At 50.6% G+C, this 17,628-nt stretch carries 20 protein-coding genes; 12 read left to right on the top strand and 8 right to left on the bottom strand.

The features are described 5' to 3' along the window. A partial coding sequence (locus EA58_RS22075; protein WP_235199659.1) for a hypothetical protein occupies positions 1 to 198 on the top strand: 198 nt, incomplete at its 5' end. 18 nt (positions 199 to 216) lie between these two features. Here EA58_RS22075 and EA58_RS19915 read toward each other — a convergent pair. Next, on the bottom strand, positions 217 to 2,085 hold the full coding sequence (locus EA58_RS19915) for an ABC transporter ATP-binding protein (protein WP_036757167.1): 1,869 nt from the start codon (positions 2,083 to 2,085) through the stop codon (positions 217 to 219). A gap of 196 nt (positions 2,086 to 2,281) precedes the next feature. Here EA58_RS19915 and EA58_RS19910 point away from each other — a divergent pair, with 196 nt between their 5' ends. Both EA58_RS19910 and EA58_RS19905 read left to right on the top strand, forming a co-directional pair. Then, positions 2,282 to 2,914 (top strand): ATP-binding cassette domain-containing protein, encoded by a 633-nt coding sequence (locus EA58_RS19910; protein ID WP_036757177.1) that lies wholly within the window; start codon positions 2,282 to 2,284, stop codon positions 2,912 to 2,914. Then, a complete protein-coding gene (locus EA58_RS19905; protein ID WP_036757165.1) occupies positions 2,907 to 3,677 on the top strand; it encodes an ABC transporter permease in 771 nt (256 codons plus the stop codon). Before EA58_RS19910 ends, EA58_RS19905 begins: the two co-directional genes overlap by 8 nt. Here EA58_RS19905 and EA58_RS19900 read toward each other — a convergent pair. Continuing rightward, positions 3,674 to 4,573 carry a LysR substrate-binding domain-containing protein gene (locus tag EA58_RS19900; protein ID WP_036757164.1) on the bottom strand — a complete coding sequence of 300 codons (900 nt, stop codon included), beginning with the start codon at positions 4,571 to 4,573 and terminating at the stop codon, positions 3,674 to 3,676. The genes EA58_RS19905 and EA58_RS19900 overlap by 4 nt on opposite strands. Before the next feature lie 171 nt (positions 4,574 to 4,744). Between EA58_RS19900 and EA58_RS19895 the strand changes: the two genes are divergently transcribed. The 5 genes from EA58_RS19895 to EA58_RS19885 all read left to right on the top strand — a co-directional run bounded on the left by EA58_RS19895 (position 4,745) and on the right by EA58_RS19885 (position 8,746). Continuing rightward, entirely contained in the window at positions 4,745 to 6,010 is a 1,266-nt protein-coding gene (locus tag EA58_RS19895) for a D-amino acid dehydrogenase (protein ID WP_036757163.1), read from the top strand. A 400-nt stretch (positions 6,011 to 6,410) separates the two neighbouring features. Next, entirely contained in the window at positions 6,411 to 7,130 is a 720-nt protein-coding gene (locus tag EA58_RS21190) for a DUF2799 domain-containing protein (protein ID WP_051642280.1), read from the top strand. A 265-nt stretch (positions 7,131 to 7,395) separates the two neighbouring features. Beyond that, positions 7,396 to 7,647, top strand: coding sequence for a cell envelope integrity TolA family protein (locus EA58_RS22225; RefSeq protein WP_081819771.1), 252 nt, complete (start codon positions 7,396 to 7,398; stop codon positions 7,645 to 7,647). Positions 7,648 to 7,730: 83 nt separating this feature from the next. Beyond that, positions 7,731 to 7,901 (top strand): hypothetical protein, encoded by a 171-nt coding sequence (locus EA58_RS21765; RefSeq protein ID WP_161781085.1) that lies wholly within the window; start codon positions 7,731 to 7,733, stop codon positions 7,899 to 7,901. Between the two features lie 200 nt (positions 7,902 to 8,101). Then, on the top strand, positions 8,102 to 8,746 hold the full coding sequence (locus EA58_RS19885; protein ID WP_036757162.1) for a CatB-related O-acetyltransferase: 645 nt from the start codon (positions 8,102 to 8,104) through the stop codon (positions 8,744 to 8,746). A 53-nt stretch (positions 8,747 to 8,799) separates the two neighbouring features. Here the strand turns inward: EA58_RS19885 and EA58_RS19880 are convergent, their stop codons facing one another. After that, positions 8,800 to 8,997, bottom strand: coding sequence for a hypothetical protein (locus EA58_RS19880; protein WP_036757172.1), 198 nt, complete (start codon positions 8,995 to 8,997; stop codon positions 8,800 to 8,802). Between the two features lie 220 nt (positions 8,998 to 9,217). Between EA58_RS19880 and EA58_RS19875 the strand changes: the two genes are divergently transcribed. Beyond that, a complete protein-coding gene (locus EA58_RS19875) occupies positions 9,218 to 9,775 on the top strand; it encodes a hypothetical protein (RefSeq protein WP_036757159.1) in 558 nt (185 codons plus the stop codon). A gap of 41 nt (positions 9,776 to 9,816) precedes the next feature. Here the strand turns inward: EA58_RS19875 and EA58_RS19870 are convergent, their stop codons facing one another. Genes EA58_RS19870 through EA58_RS19850 form a run of 5 tightly spaced genes read right to left on the bottom strand, consistent with a single transcriptional unit; the run spans position 9,817 to position 14,466 of the window. Further along, positions 9,817 to 10,161, bottom strand: a complete 345-nt coding sequence (locus EA58_RS19870) for a cytochrome C oxidase subunit IV family protein (protein ID WP_152548132.1) — start codon at positions 10,159 to 10,161, stop codon at positions 9,817 to 9,819. A 27-nt stretch (positions 10,162 to 10,188) separates the two neighbouring features. Next, positions 10,189 to 10,911: a heme-copper oxidase subunit III family protein gene (locus tag EA58_RS19865; RefSeq protein WP_036757154.1), complete on the bottom strand. Its 723-nt coding sequence runs from the start codon at positions 10,909 to 10,911 to the stop codon at positions 10,189 to 10,191. Between the two features lie 36 nt (positions 10,912 to 10,947). Then, positions 10,948 to 11,565, bottom strand: coding sequence for a cytochrome c oxidase subunit 3 (locus EA58_RS19860; protein WP_036757152.1), 618 nt, complete (start codon positions 11,563 to 11,565; stop codon positions 10,948 to 10,950). After that, complete coding sequence (gene ctaD / locus EA58_RS19855; protein ID WP_036757149.1) at positions 11,562 to 13,328, bottom strand: cytochrome c oxidase subunit I; 1,767 nt, start codon at positions 13,326 to 13,328, stop codon at positions 11,562 to 11,564. Before ctaD ends, EA58_RS19860 begins: the two co-directional genes overlap by 4 nt. Before the next feature lie 19 nt (positions 13,329 to 13,347). Continuing rightward, on the bottom strand, positions 13,348 to 14,466 hold the full coding sequence (locus EA58_RS19850) for a cytochrome c oxidase subunit II (protein ID WP_036757146.1): 1,119 nt from the start codon (positions 14,464 to 14,466) through the stop codon (positions 13,348 to 13,350). Positions 14,467 to 14,788: 322 nt separating this feature from the next. Here EA58_RS19850 and EA58_RS19845 point away from each other — a divergent pair, with 322 nt between their 5' ends. The 3 genes from EA58_RS19845 (at position 14,789) to EA58_RS19835 (ending at position 17,484) form a co-directional block, all read left to right on the top strand. After that, positions 14,789 to 15,703 (top strand): DUF808 domain-containing protein, encoded by a 915-nt coding sequence (locus EA58_RS19845; RefSeq protein WP_036757143.1) that lies wholly within the window; start codon positions 14,789 to 14,791, stop codon positions 15,701 to 15,703. 56 nt (positions 15,704 to 15,759) lie between these two features. Next, positions 15,760 to 16,434: a hypothetical protein gene (locus EA58_RS19840; protein ID WP_036757141.1), complete on the top strand. Its 675-nt coding sequence runs from the start codon at positions 15,760 to 15,762 to the stop codon at positions 16,432 to 16,434. Between the two features lie 270 nt (positions 16,435 to 16,704). Then, positions 16,705 to 17,484: a siderophore ferric iron reductase gene (locus tag EA58_RS19835; RefSeq protein WP_235199660.1), complete on the top strand. Its 780-nt coding sequence runs from the start codon at positions 16,705 to 16,707 to the stop codon at positions 17,482 to 17,484. Positions 17,485 to 17,628 lie beyond the last annotated feature (144 nt).

Below are 17,628 nucleotides of genomic sequence, written 5' to 3'. Positions count from 1 at the left end.
TCAAATTTCAGATTGAACTTTTTTATTGATTTGGATGAGAAATATCGACAGATAATTATGAGTACGACCATCTCTTTACTGGAATACACCGAAGCTGATCAGGCACAGCAGCGCCAGCAAGTACTGGAGTTCATCTTAAACAACCTGCCCGGATTCAACCAAAGCAGGTGTTCATCATCAGGCAGATTCTGTCACTGAATCTGCCGTTGTACCAACCTATTTCACCATCACCTCTTCCTGCGGGGATTCTTCCAGATCGCAGCCGATGAAACCGCCGGTCTGGTGAGCCCAGAGGTGGGCGTAAATGCCATTCTGACTCAGTAGTTCCCGATGGCTGCCCTGTTCGATGATCTGGCCGTTGTCGATGACAATCAGGCGATCCATGGCGGCAATGGTCGACAGGCGGTGTGCAATCGCGATAACCGTTTTGCCTTCCATCAACTGATACAGGCTCTCCTGAATGGCGGCTTCGACTTCAGAATCCAGTGCTGAAGTCGCTTCGTCCATCACCAGAATCGGGGCATCTTTCAGCAGGACCCGGGAAATCGCAATTCGCTGACGTTGTCCGCCAGAGAGTTTCACGCCACGCTCACCGACCTGCGCATCGTATCCGACATTGCCATGCGGGTCAGACAGCGTTTCAATGAATTCATGGGCGTGCGCCTGACGGGTTGCGGCCAGTAATTCTTCTTCGCTGGCCTCTGGTTTGCCGTACAGAATGTTTTCCCGAATTGAACGGTGCAGCAGAGATGTATCTTGCGTGATCATCCCGATATTGCTGCGCAGGGAGTCCTGAGTCACATCGGCGATGTTCTGTCCGTCAATGCGAATCGCACCCGATTCCAGATCGTGGAAGCGCAGCAGCAGGTTCACCAGCGTCGATTTCCCGGCACCCGAGCGGCCCACCACGCCGACTTTCTCACCGGGTTTGATGTGCAGCGACAATTGCTCGATGACCCCTTTGGCTTTATCACCGTAGTGGAAGCTGATGTTATCGAAGTCAATGCCGCCTTTTGTCACGGTCAACGGGCTGGCATTGTCTTTATCTTCGATACTCACGGGTTTTGACAGCGTTTTCATGCCATCGACAACGGTTCCGAGATTTTCAAACAGTGCGCCGATTTCCCACATGATCCATTTCGACATACCCTGAACCCGCAATGCAATGCTGATCCCGACTGCGATGACACCGACGGTCACAGCACTGTTCATCCACAGCGAAATTGACACGGTTGCAATCACAAACAGCAGCAGATAATTGATGGCATCCACACTCAGAATGAATTTCGTTGCGAGACGCATCTGGCGGTATACCGTATCCAGAAAGCCTTGCATGCTCTCTTCGGCGTATTCTGTCTCACGGTTGGTATGGGAAAAGAGTTTGACCGTAGTGATGTTGGTATAACTGTCGACAATGCGCCCGGTCATGGAGGAACGGGCATCGGCCTGCTCGGTAGCGATGGCTTTCATTTTCGGGACGAAATAAAACTGAATTCCGATATAGGCCAGCAGCCAGACGACAATCGGTATCATCATCACCAGATCGGCACTGGCCATCATGACGATCATGGCCGTGAAATACACACTGATATATACCAGTACATCGACCAGTTTCATCACAGTTTCCCGAACGGCGAGGGAGGTTTGCATCACCTTGGTTGCCAGTCGTCCGGCAAAATCATCCTGATAGAAAGAGATACTCTGACGCAGTAAATAGCGGTGTGCCAGCCAGCGGATCGACATCGGATAATTGCCCAGCAGACTTTGGTGCATAATTAAGGAGTGTGCGAGCGCGAGTAAGGGAATGACCACGAGGATCAACAGACCCATTGTCCACAGTTTCCCGCTTTCTTCAGCAAAAAAAGTGTCGGGAGAATGCTGGGCCAGCAGATCAACCAGCTGGCCCATGAAGCCCAGCAGCGATACTTCGACAATCGCGATACAAGCGCTCAATACAGACATGAGGATTAAAGGCCAGCCAAACCCTCGGGTATAAAAGCGGCAAAAAGCGAACAGACTCCCCGGGGGTTGCTGGGGCATTTCGTCTGGGAAAGGAGCCGTGAGTCTTTCAAAAAATTTGAACATAAATGATTGATTCCAACTGTACATGTCATTCAGGTTTCGCTGACAGGCCAATCCGCAAGTAGGCGGAAAGTTTTGAATGTTTTGGGTTTTTGGCCCTAGTCTTTATGGTGAACTGTGGTCAGCGAAATGTAAAAAATCAGTATTTAGATAATGATGCACGAGTTCAATGAATGCAAAGTGAATGGACCTGAGAATCATGGAGAATCAGTCATTACAGATTGTTTCATTGCGGTCTGGGATGGAACAACAGACCGACAAGGGGCTGAATATCAGGCTACGGGGTGGGCAGCATCTGGCGTTGTCTGGCCGTTCCGGGAGCGGGAAATCCAGTCTGCTGAGAGTGCTGGCCGGTTTGCAACCGGCTCAGTCCGGTCATTTTTTGTGGCAGCAGGCAGTGATTCAACCCGAAAATTTACGCTGGTGGCGTCAGCAATTCTGTTATCTGCCTCAGTCCCCTGTGATGGGTGCCGAGACATTGGGAGAGGCCATTCGTTTGCCCTGGAAGCTGAAAGCGGCCAATGGGGGCCGACCGGATGACGATACCTGCCATGACTGTTTGCGATTACTGGATCTCCTGCATGATTTAGACAAAGCGGTGGCTGAGTTGTCCGGCGGGGAGCAGCAGCGGGTAGCGATTGTTCGCGCGTTGCTGATGGAACGTCCGCTCTGGCTGATGGATGAGCCGACGTCTGCACTGGATCACACCAGCCGGGATAAAGTCATGGCTGTACTGGCTGCAAAGCCACTGACCTGTGTGTCGGTGTCCCATGATCCGCATTGGCTGAACAGTGCGGATCAGATTGTTGACATGGATGCTTCTCATGGATAGTGCAGTCAATTTGTCGAATGTGTCACTGGCGTTTTTTTACCTGTTATTACTGCTGCCATTAGGCGTGTTTTCCCGCTGGCAACTGGGTCTGAGCAAAGTGGCGGTCATCTCTGTGTTGCGGATGACTTTGCAGCTTGCCGTGGTCGGGATCTATCTGCAAACCCTGTTTAGTTTTCAGCACCTTGGCCTGAATCTGTTCTGGCTGAGCGTGATGGTGCTGGTGGCTGGTTTCAGTATCTGCCGCCGTTCAGGTGTGCCACTGGGAAAAGCCACGGTTGCGGTCATCGTCGGTTTGCTGGTCAGTCTGGCGGTGGTGCTGCCCCCCATGCTGATTGGTTTGATTCATGCAGACCCCTGGTGGCAGGCGCAGTATCTGATTCCGGTGTCCGGGATGCTCCTGGGAAATGCACTGACAGCAAACGTGCTGGCGCTGGAGCGCTGGTATTCCTGCCTGAAAGAAAAAAGTAATGAGTACCAGTTTTATCTGGCGATGGGGGCACCACACCCGGTACAGCCATTTCAGCGGGAAGCCGTCAAAGCAGCACTGACGCCGCAGCTTGCCAGTATGAGTACTCTTGGGATTGTTGCCTTGCCCGGGATGATGACCGGTCAGATTCTTGGCGGCACAGCGCCCATTCTGGCGGTGAAATATCAGATCGCCATTATGATTGCGATTCTGGTGGCGGCCGCTGTCAGTGTTGCGACCACCTTAGGTGTGATCAGCCGGTTTGCCTTCGACCCTTATGGCCGGTTAAAGCTTTAATGGGTCAGTTGTTGTTGAAGCCAATGGACAAAACAGTCGATCGCTGCGGATTGGCGGTGGCGAATCAGGTAATAACCGGCATTGGCCGGCAGGGGTAAAAACGGGGAAACCAGTTTACCTTTGCTGACGTCTTCGCCTATCAGGGCTTGTCGTGCCATGGCGACGCCCAGTCCTGCTTCAGCCGCCGCCATCGCCATGTCGGTCCGGTTGAAAAAATGCCCGCGACGGCTGTCTGCTGCAATATGCATGGCATCGAACCAGTACCGCCATTCGGTATCCCGCTCGGCATGTCGCCAGGGCATGGCATCATGCAGCAAAGTGACTGCTTTCCAGGCCTGCGGCTGCTGCCAGTCGAATCTGGCCTGATAGTCCGGACTCATCACAGGTAACAGAGATTCAGCCAGTAGCAGGCTGGTGCTGCCGTCAATCTTGATGTCATCATCCCGGCGATAATCAATCACCAGATCGCAATCGGTATTCTGACTGTCGACCAGTGCGCCATCGGCAAAGGTCTGGACGTTGATCTCGGGATATTGCTGATAGAAATCATGCAGTCTGGGCACCAGCCATTTGAACGCGAATGAGGGGGTGAGTTTCAGCCGGATTTCCCCTTCAGCCTGCAGCCCCGGTTGTAACGCAAGAATCACAGCTTCTATCTCTTTCAGGCTGCGATGGACAACCTGATGGAGCTGTTGTCCCGGTTCTGTCAGCGTGATTCCCCGTGCGTGACGCTGAAACACGGCAAAGCCGAGCTGCTGTTCCAGTTGACGGATTTGCTGGCTCACCGCACCTGTTGTGATATGTAACTCAGTGGCGGCACGGGTGAGGCTTTGTGTTCTGGCGGCGATATCAAAGGTTGCCAGGGCAGCTAGGACACTTCCTTTTACAGCAGACATGGTTTCGATTCTCCGGGTCGTACTCAGATATTTTCAGCTAGGCTTGAACGGTGAGCGTTTAGTTTTGCTAAAGGCTGTTGTTAATAATTATCGATTGTTAACCCGGTGTAAATACCGCAATCTTCGCTTTATTTCCTGTGACCCGTTTTTGTTCAGAAAAGAGAGTATGTAATGGAAGTGATTGTATTGGGAAGTGGTGTCGTCGGGCTGACGTCAGCCTGGTATCTGGCTCAGAACGGGCATCAGGTGACGGTGATTGATCGCCAGTCCCGTAGCGCTGAAGAAACCAGCTTCGCCAATGCCGGTCAGATTTCCTATGGTTACTCTTCACCCTGGGCTGCGCCGGGGATTCCTGCCAAAGCCATGAAATGGCTGGTTCAGAAACATGCCCCGCTGAAAATCAAACCCTCGCTGTCAGCGGACCTGTACAGCTGGATGGGCAAAATGCTGGCGAACTGTAATTATGTCAGTTATCAGCGAAATAAATCCCGCATGTTGCGGGTGGCAAACTACAGCCGGGAATGTTTGATTGAATTGCGCAAACATCATGATCTGAGCTATGAAGGCCGTCAGCAGGGTACCTTGCAATTGTTGCGAACACAGGCACAGCTTGATGCGGTCGGCAAAGATATTCAGGTGCTGCAAGAAAGCGGCATTCAGTATGAATTACTGGATGTTGAGGGCTGCATTCGGGCCGAGCCTGCGCTGGCGAAAGTGCGGGAAAAAGTCGCGGGTGGCCTGCGTCTGCCCAATGATGAAACCGGGGACTGCTATAAGTTTTGTCAGCAATTGACCGCACTGGCGGAGCAGGCGGGGGTGAAGTTTGTCTTCAACACCCGGATTGATGCACTGCGTCACGAGCATGGCCGGATTGTGGCGGTTGATACGGATAAAGGCGAATTTAAGGCAGATCGTTACGTGGTCGCGATGGGGAGCTACTCGACGGCGATGCTGGCGACCCTGGGCTTGCAGTTACCGGTTTATCCGGTGAAAGGCTACTCGCTGACCATGCCGTTGAAAGACAGTGCCGGCGCACCGGTTTCCACCGTGATTGATGAAACGTACAAAGTTGCGATGACCCGTTTTGATGACCGAATCCGGGTCGCGGGCACTGCGGAACTGGCGGGTTTCAATCTACATCTGACTGAGCAGCGAAAAGAAACCATTGCGATGGTGGTGGATGATCTTTTCCCGGAAGGCGGCGATCTGAACCAAGCGGAATACTGGACTGGCTTGCGTCCGATGACCCCGGATGGGACACCTGTAATCGGCAAAACGCCATTTGAGAATCTGTTTACCAACACGGGCCACGGCACGCTGGGATGGACGATGGCTTGCGGCTCCGGTCGTTTACTGGCTGATATTGTCAGCGGCAACGACACCGATATCGACACCGATGGGCTGTCGATTCACCGTTATTTGCACAATACACGTTAAATACTGCCGTTCTGGTTCCGGTCAGCTGTATCGCTGGCCGTTTACTCCCCCATTTTCCCTTCTGAGCCTGACAACAGGATGCCTCGTATCTCGGTTAGCTCCTGAGCAGCACAATTGTGAAAAACTTTTCTCATAATAATGCCCGAATCAATGACATAGAATCGGCGACAAACCGTAGATATGAGATGGGTTGTAGTATATGTTTAGCGCCAACCACAATCATTTGCTGAATCATTCGTGGGATTCACTGGGTAAACATTTGAAGGTTACCCGCCGCTCTATTCAGGGAGAACAGGAGCGTGTGTTGAATTATTTTGCGTTCTGCATCGAAGGACAAAGGGTTCGCAATGAAGGATTCGGCGCATTGAGAAGTCTAAAGATAATCAGGAAAGAAAAGCCCATGAATAAACGTTACGTGATGCCAGCCGGCGTGGCACTCCTATTGACCCTCTCAGGGTGTTCGGCGATCAGCGAAGAAGAGTGCCGTCTGGGCGACTGGTATCAGATTGGTCTGGTTGATGGCCAAAGCGGGAAAAAGAGCTATGCTGCGACCTACAGTGAAGAATGCGCAGAATATGGCGTTACTGTTGATCTCAAAACGTATCTGGATGGCCGCAAAGAAGGATTGAAAACTTACTGCACTTATGAAAATGGCACGATTGTTGGTCAGTCGAACCAGAGTTATGAGAATGTTTGCCCGGCTGGTTTAGCAAAAGAGTTTTTGTCTGGCTATACCCCGTACCGTAATTTAGCGCAAGCGCAAGAAAAGCTCAGTGCTTATGAAAACAATATCAATAATTATAAAGAAAGACTGGGGGGCGACTCGCTTTCCAATGACGACAGAAAAACGATTCAGGCTGCGCTGAAGTCTGCGAAATCGGCTAAGGAACGTGCTGAATATGAAGTGAACCGATTTGAATATGAACTAGCGATTCATAAAATTGATCGTGAAATTGGCCAGATTCATCAACAGTTGACGGCTGAGCAAATTTCAGACGCGCAAAAATCAATGCTGAATCAACGCTTGGTGAAACTGAACGATAAGCGGAAATTCTACGACACCTTGTCGACAACAGAAAATACGATTCAGAGCATTAAAAATATTGCGGATATGTTCTGATTCGTTGATTGCGTTTGAATACTCCCGGTTTTTCACAGAAAGACATTTCAACCTTTGAAATCGTGTGAAGTCGGGAGTCATTTGAACTAAAAGTTGAGTTGTAAAATGATGGTTTCTGTTTTTATATGAGTGTGGGTGAATATATACTTCCATTCATGATGCTTTTACTTGCTACTGAGACGTTTGCAAGCCCAAATATAGTGAGATCTCAGGAGGAAATAAAAGAAGTCGCACTTATCAGGAATGAGGTTTAAGATATGGCGGTATATATCAGATTATCATTGAAAATAAGCTTTCATCTTATGAAAATGTTCATGATAAGCTCAGTGGAAATTGTCATCTAAAACTTCATCTTTCTGAAAAAGGTCAGGTGAATAACATTCAAATAGAATCTGGCGATGGTCAAATATGTCATCGAATCAACGATGTCATTGATGAGATAGGGGAATTCCCGATGCCTTTACAGCCAGAGGTCATTGAGAAATTACAAATGATTCGTTTGACGGTTCGTTTGTGATATTCGTACCTGATTGAGCACGAAAAGAGTTTCTGTTGAAAGGCGGGATAGATAGTCATGTTTAGGCATGAGAACAAAACGCTGTGTATCGTACCTTACGTCAGGAACCCCATTTGGCTTTGCTGATTTATCCGCAACGCCAGTCGAATACTCAGGCTCCTGTACTCAATAACCGATCGGTTGGCGAACTGATTTGTATCGATCTCCGGCTGGCATTGCCAAATGATGTTTCAAGTGTCATGCACGTTGTCTGAAGTCAAGCCAATCCATTTGCGTGACTATCAGTTGGACGTTAGAATCCGGCGGCGTGATTTGAAAGAAGCATCCTGATGAAATTGATCCCTTTGTTAAAGCAACCCCGTATTCACTGACGTATCAGTCTCTGAAATAAACATACTGCCGCAGTGGAATATTCCATCTGTGGTTGTCACTATGTGAGCGGAAGAGGTTGTCTATGAGCGAAAAACATTGGTCAAAAGTGCAGTTATTGCATGAAGTTGTCACGAATCCGAATATTACCATTAAAGGGACCCACAGTTATTACAGCGATTGTTGGGATCACGGTTTTGAAGCATCAGTTGTCCGTTATCTGCACGGGGATGAAATCAGCCGCCAGTGGGATCCGAAATGGCCGATTGATAAACTCCATATCGGTGATTATGTCTGTATTGCCGCCGAAGTGATCATCCTGATGGGCGGTAATCATACCCACAGAGCCGACTGGTTCTGCTTGTATCCGTTTATGGATTTTATTGAAGAAGCTTATGTCGGCAAAGGTGATACCTGTATTCATGATGGTGTCTGGCTGGGGATGCGGTCGATGATCATGCCCGGGGTTACCATTGGCGAAGGCGCGATTGTCGCCGCCAACAGTGTTGTGACTCAAGATGTCGAACCTTACAGTATTGTCGCGGGTTCTCCGGCAAAACGCGTGAAATACCGTTTTGAGCCGTCTGTGATTGATGAACTGATGCAACTGAACATTTACGACTGGCCATCGGAAAAGTTTGAAGCACTGAAAAGATATTTGTGCGCGTCAGATCTGACAGCGTTGAAACGGGCTGTTGAGGCTTACGAGCAGTCTGAAAATAGCTGTTGAAGGTTTCTCGGCATGCAGGCCGGGACAGATATTTGGAAGATGAGGCCGCTGGATTAACAGCGGCCTTTTTTTGCCTGTCCGGGCGGGCAGAAGCCACCGCTGCTTTGATGATGGTGGTCGTCATCATGATAATCGCCATTGGTTGAGGCTTTGATATTCACCCCATCCACATTGCCTTCTACACGCGTCAGTTGGCAGCCAGTCAGAGACAGGCTCGTCATCAGCAGGCCAAGCAGAGTCAGATGTTTCATTGTTGTCGCCATGAATCCTGAAAAACCGGCACTTTAATGGAATCGTTCCAGGGCTGTGTTAGCCGTTTGTCAATTGTTGGTAAAGTGCGGACTGAGAGATTTTTGGCAGGATAATATGACACTTCTTTCAAAGATTAGTTTTCATCTTGGGGTAAAATTCTGAAAACACCTAGTAAACTGATAGTAACCTTCTTCATTCACTGCCTTCAGGAGGCAAATTATGAAACGGGTTTTTTATATCAGTGATGACTTGGATGAGCTTGAGCTGGTTGAGCATGAACTTGAATTGAGTGGCTTTTCGGCACCGCAGATTCATGTGCTCAGCAATAAAGATGCTGAAGTTTCCAGCCATAAGCATTTGCATCCGGTGCAATCGGTCATGCGCAATGACGTGGTTCATTCCACTGAAATTGGTGCGGTGATTGGTGTGATCGCGGCTGCCGGTATCTTAATCGCGGCTTATGCATCTGGTGTGACTGATGCGGTTGGTTGGGCACCATTTATCTTACTGGCGATTGCGATCCTGGGATTCATTACCTGGGAGGGGGGCTTGTTCGGCTTCCAGGAATTGCATTATCAATTCCGTCGTTTTAAGAATGTGCTGAAATCGGGTCAGCATGTCCTCATGGTTGATGTGGAACCGGAACAGGAGCTGCAATTGGCCAGTATTACTCTGGCACACGATAAGCTGAAACCTGCCGGTACAGGTAAATCTCCACCACATTGGCTGGTCGTTATGCAAGAGAAATGGCAACGGATGATGAAAACATTACCTTAGCCTTGCTTCAGCTGACAGCGTAAACACAGCCTGCCGAGCCATCAGCCCCCCGGCAGGCTGAAAAACCATTCTCTTAAAGCAAAGATATAACTGGCCTCACTCACCATCAGCCCCACCAGAACCAGCAGCACTAAGGGTGGGATAAAAATGGTGTAGACCAGAGCCAGCCGTTCCCAGCGCATGTGCATAAACACGGATGCGATGAGTCCTGCTTTGAGCAGCATGAAAAGGACGATCAGACTCCAGCGCAGCAGACCCTGCAGGTGAAAATAGTCGACCAGATAGGACAGGGTACTCAGGACGAACAGTAACGCCCAGACTTTCAGATACAGGCTGATGGGATGTTGCTGTTTGGTGGTTGTTTGGGTGAGTTCAGCGTCTGACATCATCGCCTCCGTTGATTTTAGGATGCTCTACCACAGGTAGAAAAAAGCGAAAATAAAGACCCAGACTAAATCGACGAAATGCCAGTACAGGCCGGTGATTTCGACGATTTCGTAGCGGCCCCCTTGTACCCCGGCGGCGTGCGGATCGACACGTTTTTTGTCATATTTTCCGAGGGCCACCCGGATCGCGACGATGATCAGGTACAGCACACCGATACTGACATGCAACCCATGGAAGCCGGTGATCATGAAGAAAGCCGCGCCGAACTGAGAAGCGCCCTCCGCATTTCCCCAGGGCCGGATGCCTTCTTCGATCAGTTTGCTCCATTCAAATGCCTGCATGCTGACAAAGGTGATCCCCAGCAAAGCCGTCACCAGCATCAAGAGTGCGGTGGAAAAGCGTTTGCCCTGATAGCCGCAATTCACCGCCATGGCCATGGTGCCGCTGCTGGTGATTAGGACGAAGGTCATGATGGCAATCAGAATAAGTGGGATCGACTGGCCGCCAATGGTCAGCGCAAAGACTTCACTTGGCAGGGGCCAGTTTTCAGTGGTGGTCATGCGCACCGACATATAACCCACCAGAAAACAGCCGAAGATGAAGGTATCGCTGAGCAGAAAGATCCACATCATGGTTTTATTGGCAGAGACCTGAAAAGCGGCTTTGTCGCCGCCATAGTCTTTGACCACGCCGGTCCACCCGCTTGGTGCAGCCAGTGTGGGGGCTTGAGGTTGTCGGGGTTCATTCATGACTTGGTCCTCATTCGGTTGCGGGAGAAATCTGTCTCAGGTGAGACGCAATAACCCCAGCAGAAACAGCCAGATGAATAGCAGAAAATGCCAGTACCGGGCGCAGAGGTTTAGCCAGAGGTGCAGGTTGTCACGGTGGCCCCGCCACACCTGATACACCACAATGGTCAAGGCAATCACACCCCCAGCCACATGGATGGCGTGTAAGCCGGTCAGTAAAAAGAAAAAACTGTTGGCCGGGTTGGTCTGGACCCCCTGATTGATACTGATTAATGCCTGCCAGGCCCAGAGTTGCGCCAGAATAAATCCGGCGGTAAAACCGACGGTCAGCAGCAGTTCTGTCCGGCAGGCCGTGAGTGACGGCAACAAACGGGCATGACGTGTGGCAAAATGCAGGGTCAGGCAGCTCAGAACAAGCAAGGTCGTACTCAGTAGCAGTTGCCAGGGTTCGTTGAGCGGCTGCCAGTCATTGACTTCATAGCGGATGTAATAGGCCAGTGTAAACAGAGCGAAGAGGGCGCCGATCACACCGAGCAGGATCCATAATCCTGTGGAAACCGCGGCGAACGGGCTGGCCGGCTGGTAACGTGCATTTGGGTCCGGACTCAGCTGACCTGAAGCCAGTGTTGAGCAAGCGGACTTGCTTCGGCTCATGTTTCAGACTCCCCGGGTTGTGGTTGTCCCTCCGGCACATCTTCAGCCTGACTCTCCGGTGGCTGGTTCTGCGGCAGAAAGTCTTCTTTGGCCCCGGGGACGCTGAAGTCATAAGCCCAGCGATAGACCACGGGTAATTCTTCTCCCCAGTTGCCGTGTTTTGGCGGTGTGTCCGGGGTTTGCCATTCGAGCGATGTTGCCCGCCAGGGATTACTGCCGACGGCCTGCTCATGGCGCCAGCTCCAGTACATGTTGTAGATGAAAAGTAACTGGGCGGCTCCGACAATCAGCGCGGCAATGGTGATGAAAGCATTCAGGCTGTGCGCAGACTCTGGAATAAAACTGTAGTTTTCGTAGGCAAAATAGCGCCTTGGCATGCCCATGATACCGAGATAATGCATGGGGAAATAAATCGCGTAGGTACCCAGGAAGGTGATCCAGAAATGGATGTGTCCCATGGTACTGTTCAGCATGCGACCGGTGACTTTGGGATACCAGTGATAGAGGCCGCCGAAGATCGCCAGAATCGGCGAAACCCCCATCACCATATGGAAGTGGGCGACCACAAAGTAGGTGTCTGACAGGGGAATATCAACGACCACATTCCCCAGGAACAGGCCCGTTAAACCCCCGATCACAAAAGTACTGATGAAGGCGAGGGCAAACAGCATCGGCAACGTCAGATGAATATCGCCGCGCCAGAGTGTAAACAACCAGTTATAGACTTTGATTGCCGTCGGGACGGCAATGACTAAGGTGGTGATGGCAAAAAAGAATCCGAAATAGGGATTCATCCCACTGACGTACATATGGTGTGCCCAGACGATAAAACTCAGGGCACCAATGGCCAGAATAGCCCACACCATCATTTTGTAGCCGAAGATATTTTTACGGGCATGAATACTGATGAGGTCGGACACGATCCCAAAGGCAGGCAGCGCCACGATATACACTTCCGGGTGGCCGAAAAACCAGAATAAATGCTGGAACAGGATCGGGCTGCCACCGCCGTGCTCGCTGAGTTGCCCCATCGAAATCACCGCCGGCATGAAAAAGCTGGTGCCTAACAGTTTATCGAACAGCATCATCACAGCGCTGACGAACAGCGCCGGGAAGGCCAGCAATGCCATAGCAGATGCCGTAAAAATTCCCCAGACCGTGAGTGGCATGCGCAGAAGGGTCATGCCCCGGGTTCGGGCTTGCAGTACAGTCGTGACATAGTTCAGGCCGCCCATGGTGGCTGCAATGATGAAAACAGCCAGTGAAATCAGCATCAGGACGATGCCCCAGTCTGTTCCGGGTGTTCCCGGGAGGATGGCCTGTGGCGGGTAGAGCGTCCAGCCAGCCCCGCTCGGGCCGCCGGTGACAAAAAAACTGGCGATCAGAATCAGGGAAGCCAGCAGATAAAACCAGTAGCTGAGCATATTCAGGAACGGGAACACCATGTCTCTGGCGCCCACCATCAACGGGATCAGATAATTCCCGAACCCGCCCAGAAACAGAGCCGTCAGGAGATAGACCACCATGATCATGCCGTGCATGGTCAATGCCTGATAGTAGGCATTGGCATCAATGAAATCAATGGTGCCGGGAAATCCGAGTTGCAACCGCATCAGCCACGACATGACCAGCGCAATCAGGCCCATGAAAATGGCCGTCAGTGAATACTGAATGGCGATAACTTTATGATCCTGACTCCAGACATATTGGGTCCAGAATGATTGTGGATGTCCGTAACTGTGTGCTTTCGTTGGTGTAGTCATATCCCCTCCGCCGCGTGCACTACTGCGCCAGTGACCGGATATAAGCGATCAGGGCTTCAATTTCCTGATCATTGAAAGTGTAGACGGGCATCACCGCAGGGTAACCTTTGACCAGCTCGGCGTTGGCTTCCAGAATAGCACGCCGTAAATATGCATCATCGACCTGCAACTGTGTGTCGTCTGACATGGTTTCTGTTTTTCCGTAAAGATTCAGCCAGGTCGGACCGATGCCGGGTTTCCCGTCGTGGCTGTGGCAGGCGATACAGCCGTTGACTTCAGCCAGTTTTTTTCCCATGGCGATGAGGTCGTCGGTGGAAAGTGTACCGATTTCAGCGGGGGATTCAGCCGGACGCTGTGTCTGGGCAAAAGTTGGCTGCGCGGCCAGCCAGCGGCCAAACTCGGCTTCATCTTCGACAACGACTCGGCCGCGCATGTTGAAGTGTCCCACCCCACAAAGTTCAGCACAGAGGATATCGAACTGGCCGCGTTCAGTGGGTCTGAGCCAGAAGTGCGTGACCGTACCCGGCACCAGATCCATCTTTGCTCTGAATTGAGGGACGTTGAAATCATGTAAGACATCTTTTGAACGCAGTAACATTTTATGCGGGGCGTACAGTGGCAGGTGGAGTTCCGGGGTCAGGATGATGCGATCATCGGCACCCGCGGGATCGTCCGGATCGAGCCCCAGCGGATTGGTCGCGGATACAAAACGCGCATCACTTTTTCCCAGTTGCTGATCGTCACCGGGAAAGCGGAACCGCCAGCGCCACTGCTCACCAACCACTTCAACGAGGCGTGCATCATTCGGAACATTCACAAACTGCCCATAGACCAGAAGCCCCGGTGCCAGTAAGGCGATGATTCCGACAGAAGTGATGCCGATCAGCCAGGCTTCGAGTTTCTTGCTGTCTGGCTGAAAGCGGGACGTTCTGCCCGGTTTATGCCGAAAGCGCAAGATTAACCAGGCAAGAATCAGATTCAGAATAACGAAAAAAGCCCCGGTGATGATCAGGGTTAAATTCAGGGCATGGTCAATCTCTCCCCAGTTTGACGCCACCGGCGTTAGCCACCAGGGACTGAGGAAATGAAATAAAACGGAAGCAATAACAATAAAAATCAAGGTAATGGCGATTGCCATGCAACACCTTCTACCGAAACTGGTCGCATCCATGAGAAGAACACAAATCGGTCAACCGTACCCGGGAAGTCATTCGTTTCGCGCAGTTCAAGTGCTGTTCACGGTGTGGCATTCATGATGATTGCCGTGACAGATCATTATATTGATTAAAATCTTAGTGGACTTCATCTCGCTCTGCGAGTCATGGGTGGGGATTCTTTCACTTCAGTTCGTAAATGAGATCCTCTGGCTGAACCGAAAATGTTTTATGATAAATGTGATGACTCAGAGCAGAATAACCTGTGTATCAATAAGATAAGTTTCCCAAAAATGAGGAGGGGATGTGGCTGGCGCAAGTTTACTAACGTTGTTGGATGATATTGCAACCGTGCTGGATGATGTTGCGGTGATGAGTAAAGTTGCGGCAAGAAAAACCGCAGGTGTGCTGGGTGATGATTTGGCATTGAATGCCCAGCAGGTTTCCGGTGTGCGTGCTGAACGGGAAATCCCTGTGGTTTGGGGAGTGGCGAAGGGGTCCTTTAAAAATAAACTGATCCTAGTGCCGGCAGCACTGTTGATCAGTGCCATCGCGCCATGGTTGATTATGCCATTACTCTTGATTGGCGGCCTGTACCTGTGTTTTGAAGGTGCAGAGAAAGTAATGCATCAGCTGCTGCATGGTGGTGCCGAGGAAGCGCTGAGAGAACACGATGAACTCCCTGAAGGCGTGAATCTTGAAGAATTCGAGGCCAGTAAAATCAAAGGGGCCATTCGCACCGATTTTATTTTATCTGCTGAGATTATCGTGATTGCATTGGGGACAGTGCAGGGCGAGTCCTTGCTGACTCAGCTGACGGTGGTGAGCTTTATTGCAGTGCTGATGACCATTGGTGTTTACGGGCTGGTGGCCGGGATTGTCAAACTGGATGACGGCGGCTTCTATCTGGTGAAGCGTTACAAGAAGGGGCTGATCAATGCCTTCGGTAAGATGCTCATCACTGCAGCTCCGAAGCTGATGAAAGTTCTGGCAGTTGTTGGCACTGTGGCTATGTTCCTGGTCGGCGGCGGTATTGTGGTTCACAGTGTGTCGGACTCTCATCACTGGCTGGAAATGCTGATGGAGCGCTTGCATAATTTCCCGGGTGTGAGTTGGCTGGTTCCAATGCTGACGAACCTGTTTGTTGGCGTGATCGCTGGCTTGTTGGTTCTGGCTGTGGTTTCACTCTGGCAACGGTTGCGCGGGAATCAAGCAGCATAAAACCTTGAGTTCAGGTATGCTGGAGACAAATTGAAAGCGAATAATAAAGAATTAGCATGACAATGAAATCTCGCAGCAGACCTATTTTTGTACTGAGCCACCTGCCTTTGCTGGTGGCTCTGGCATTTTCGTTTGATGCTGCAGCGGACAGTGAGACTGAAGCAACCGTTGTTGCTCCGTCTCAGAATGCTGCCCAAGTGCTGGCTGATGTTTTTGAGCAGTCTGGCCGGACTTGGAAACGGAACGCGATGGCTTATGCCCGTTTACCTGTTCGAAGTGAAATTGGCAGGAAGGTGATGACTTTCGCTCTGGATGATGAAGGGAAACCTGCGGTTGCCTCTGAAGCGGAAATTCAGGAAAACAGTGTGATTGTTCGGGATATGACCCCCTTCGTCGGTGCGGTGTATCGCGAATATCTGATGTCCAAAGATGCGTGGTATGAGGACTATGGCCTAGTGCCGGATACCTTGACCTTCCATAGCTACCAGTCGGTCAAAACACTCCGAGTGATCACGGTCGATGAATCTGTTTTGGCTGCTTTTGGAAGTCATCATGGCCAGCCGATACAACTGAACCAAAGTGATTTTCCGGGGCGAGAGTCGGATCTGCACAGTGAAAATCAGTTGATAACGCTGTCACTAGGTGACAGTGTCACAGATTCAGGTGCCATTGTCTCGCCTGATGTTTTGAAAACAGATTTTATCCCGCAGGATATTGCCCCTGATATCTAATGGAAAACCAGCCCGAGTGGCTGGTTTTTTTTTGCCTTGTCGCCTTCACCTCGTGCCGGTTCCAGTCTTCACCGAATGAGAGAAATATCATCTGATGGATATTTTTGTCGGAGGACATCCGCGATCATTCCAAAAGAGTGAACAAGAATTTGCTAAAAATGATAATTTTTACTTGAATGATAATAGTTATTATTTATTCTAGTGTGATTCACATCAAGTGAATCTTGCCCACAGATGGGTGGCATGCGAATTCATGAGCGTTTGGTGGACATGACGACAGTGATGAAATTGGATCAAAGAGCGGAAAATCAGAGCTATCCTGGCAATATCGGCCGGGCCGTTCGGCCGGGGCATTTGATCCAGTTGTTCCATGATGGAGAGCGTTTGATTCCTATCATGAAAGGTGTTGAGTCACCAGACACCCTGTTTTCGATTACCCGAGACGGCCCCAATGACCCCTTGCTGGTCAGCCTTTATCAGTATTGGCAGCAAAATTATCCGGAAGCCGGACAACCATACTGGACGACACGAAGCTGGTCGATGCTCACCTGGCAGCCACTTTATCTGGCTTTTGTCTGTGTTTACAGTGTGCAGGCTGTGCCGCCGTTGAGCCAGATTGTGCAGCAGTATAACAACGAAGGTTGGGTGGCCGGTTATAGCTTCAGTCAGAATAGCAAGTGGTGTGAGGGAAATACGCAAAAGCTGATCCAGTGTGCGGGGCGGGAGCTGGTGGAACTGTACGAAGATCTGCGTGAGCAAATGGCACAGCATATACGCATTCGCCCCGGTTTTACCCGGCAGTTGCTGGCTGATACCGTGCTGGCCGTGTTACTGCGTTACCACAACACATTACCGGAACGGTTGCCTGCTGAAGCTGTATCGCAGCATGCTGTCTGGTGGCTGGAGAGTTTGGGTCTCCCCGCGAAGCATATCAATACTTTATATCGTGATGAAGAAGGCCAGTGGCAGCAAATGAGAGTCAGCTGTTGTATGCATTACCGTCGAGATGATGGCAAGTACTGTGCGAACTGTCCGAAGAATAAGATTTAGGCGCAACAAGATGTGGAATCAGCGTTGGCTCTGACGGGTTATCGTTGCTTTATTTGGCGAAGTTCATTCAGCAAATTTCTTTCAATAAAGCTGATTCAAAAAGCTCATTAAAAAAGCCGGGATCTGAAGTGACCCCATAAAGTT

Source organism: Photobacterium galatheae, from assembly GCF_000695255.1.
Taxonomy (GTDB): domain Bacteria; phylum Pseudomonadota; class Gammaproteobacteria; order Enterobacterales; family Vibrionaceae; genus Photobacterium; species Photobacterium galatheae.
This window is presented reverse-complemented; position numbering and strand designations above follow the sequence as displayed.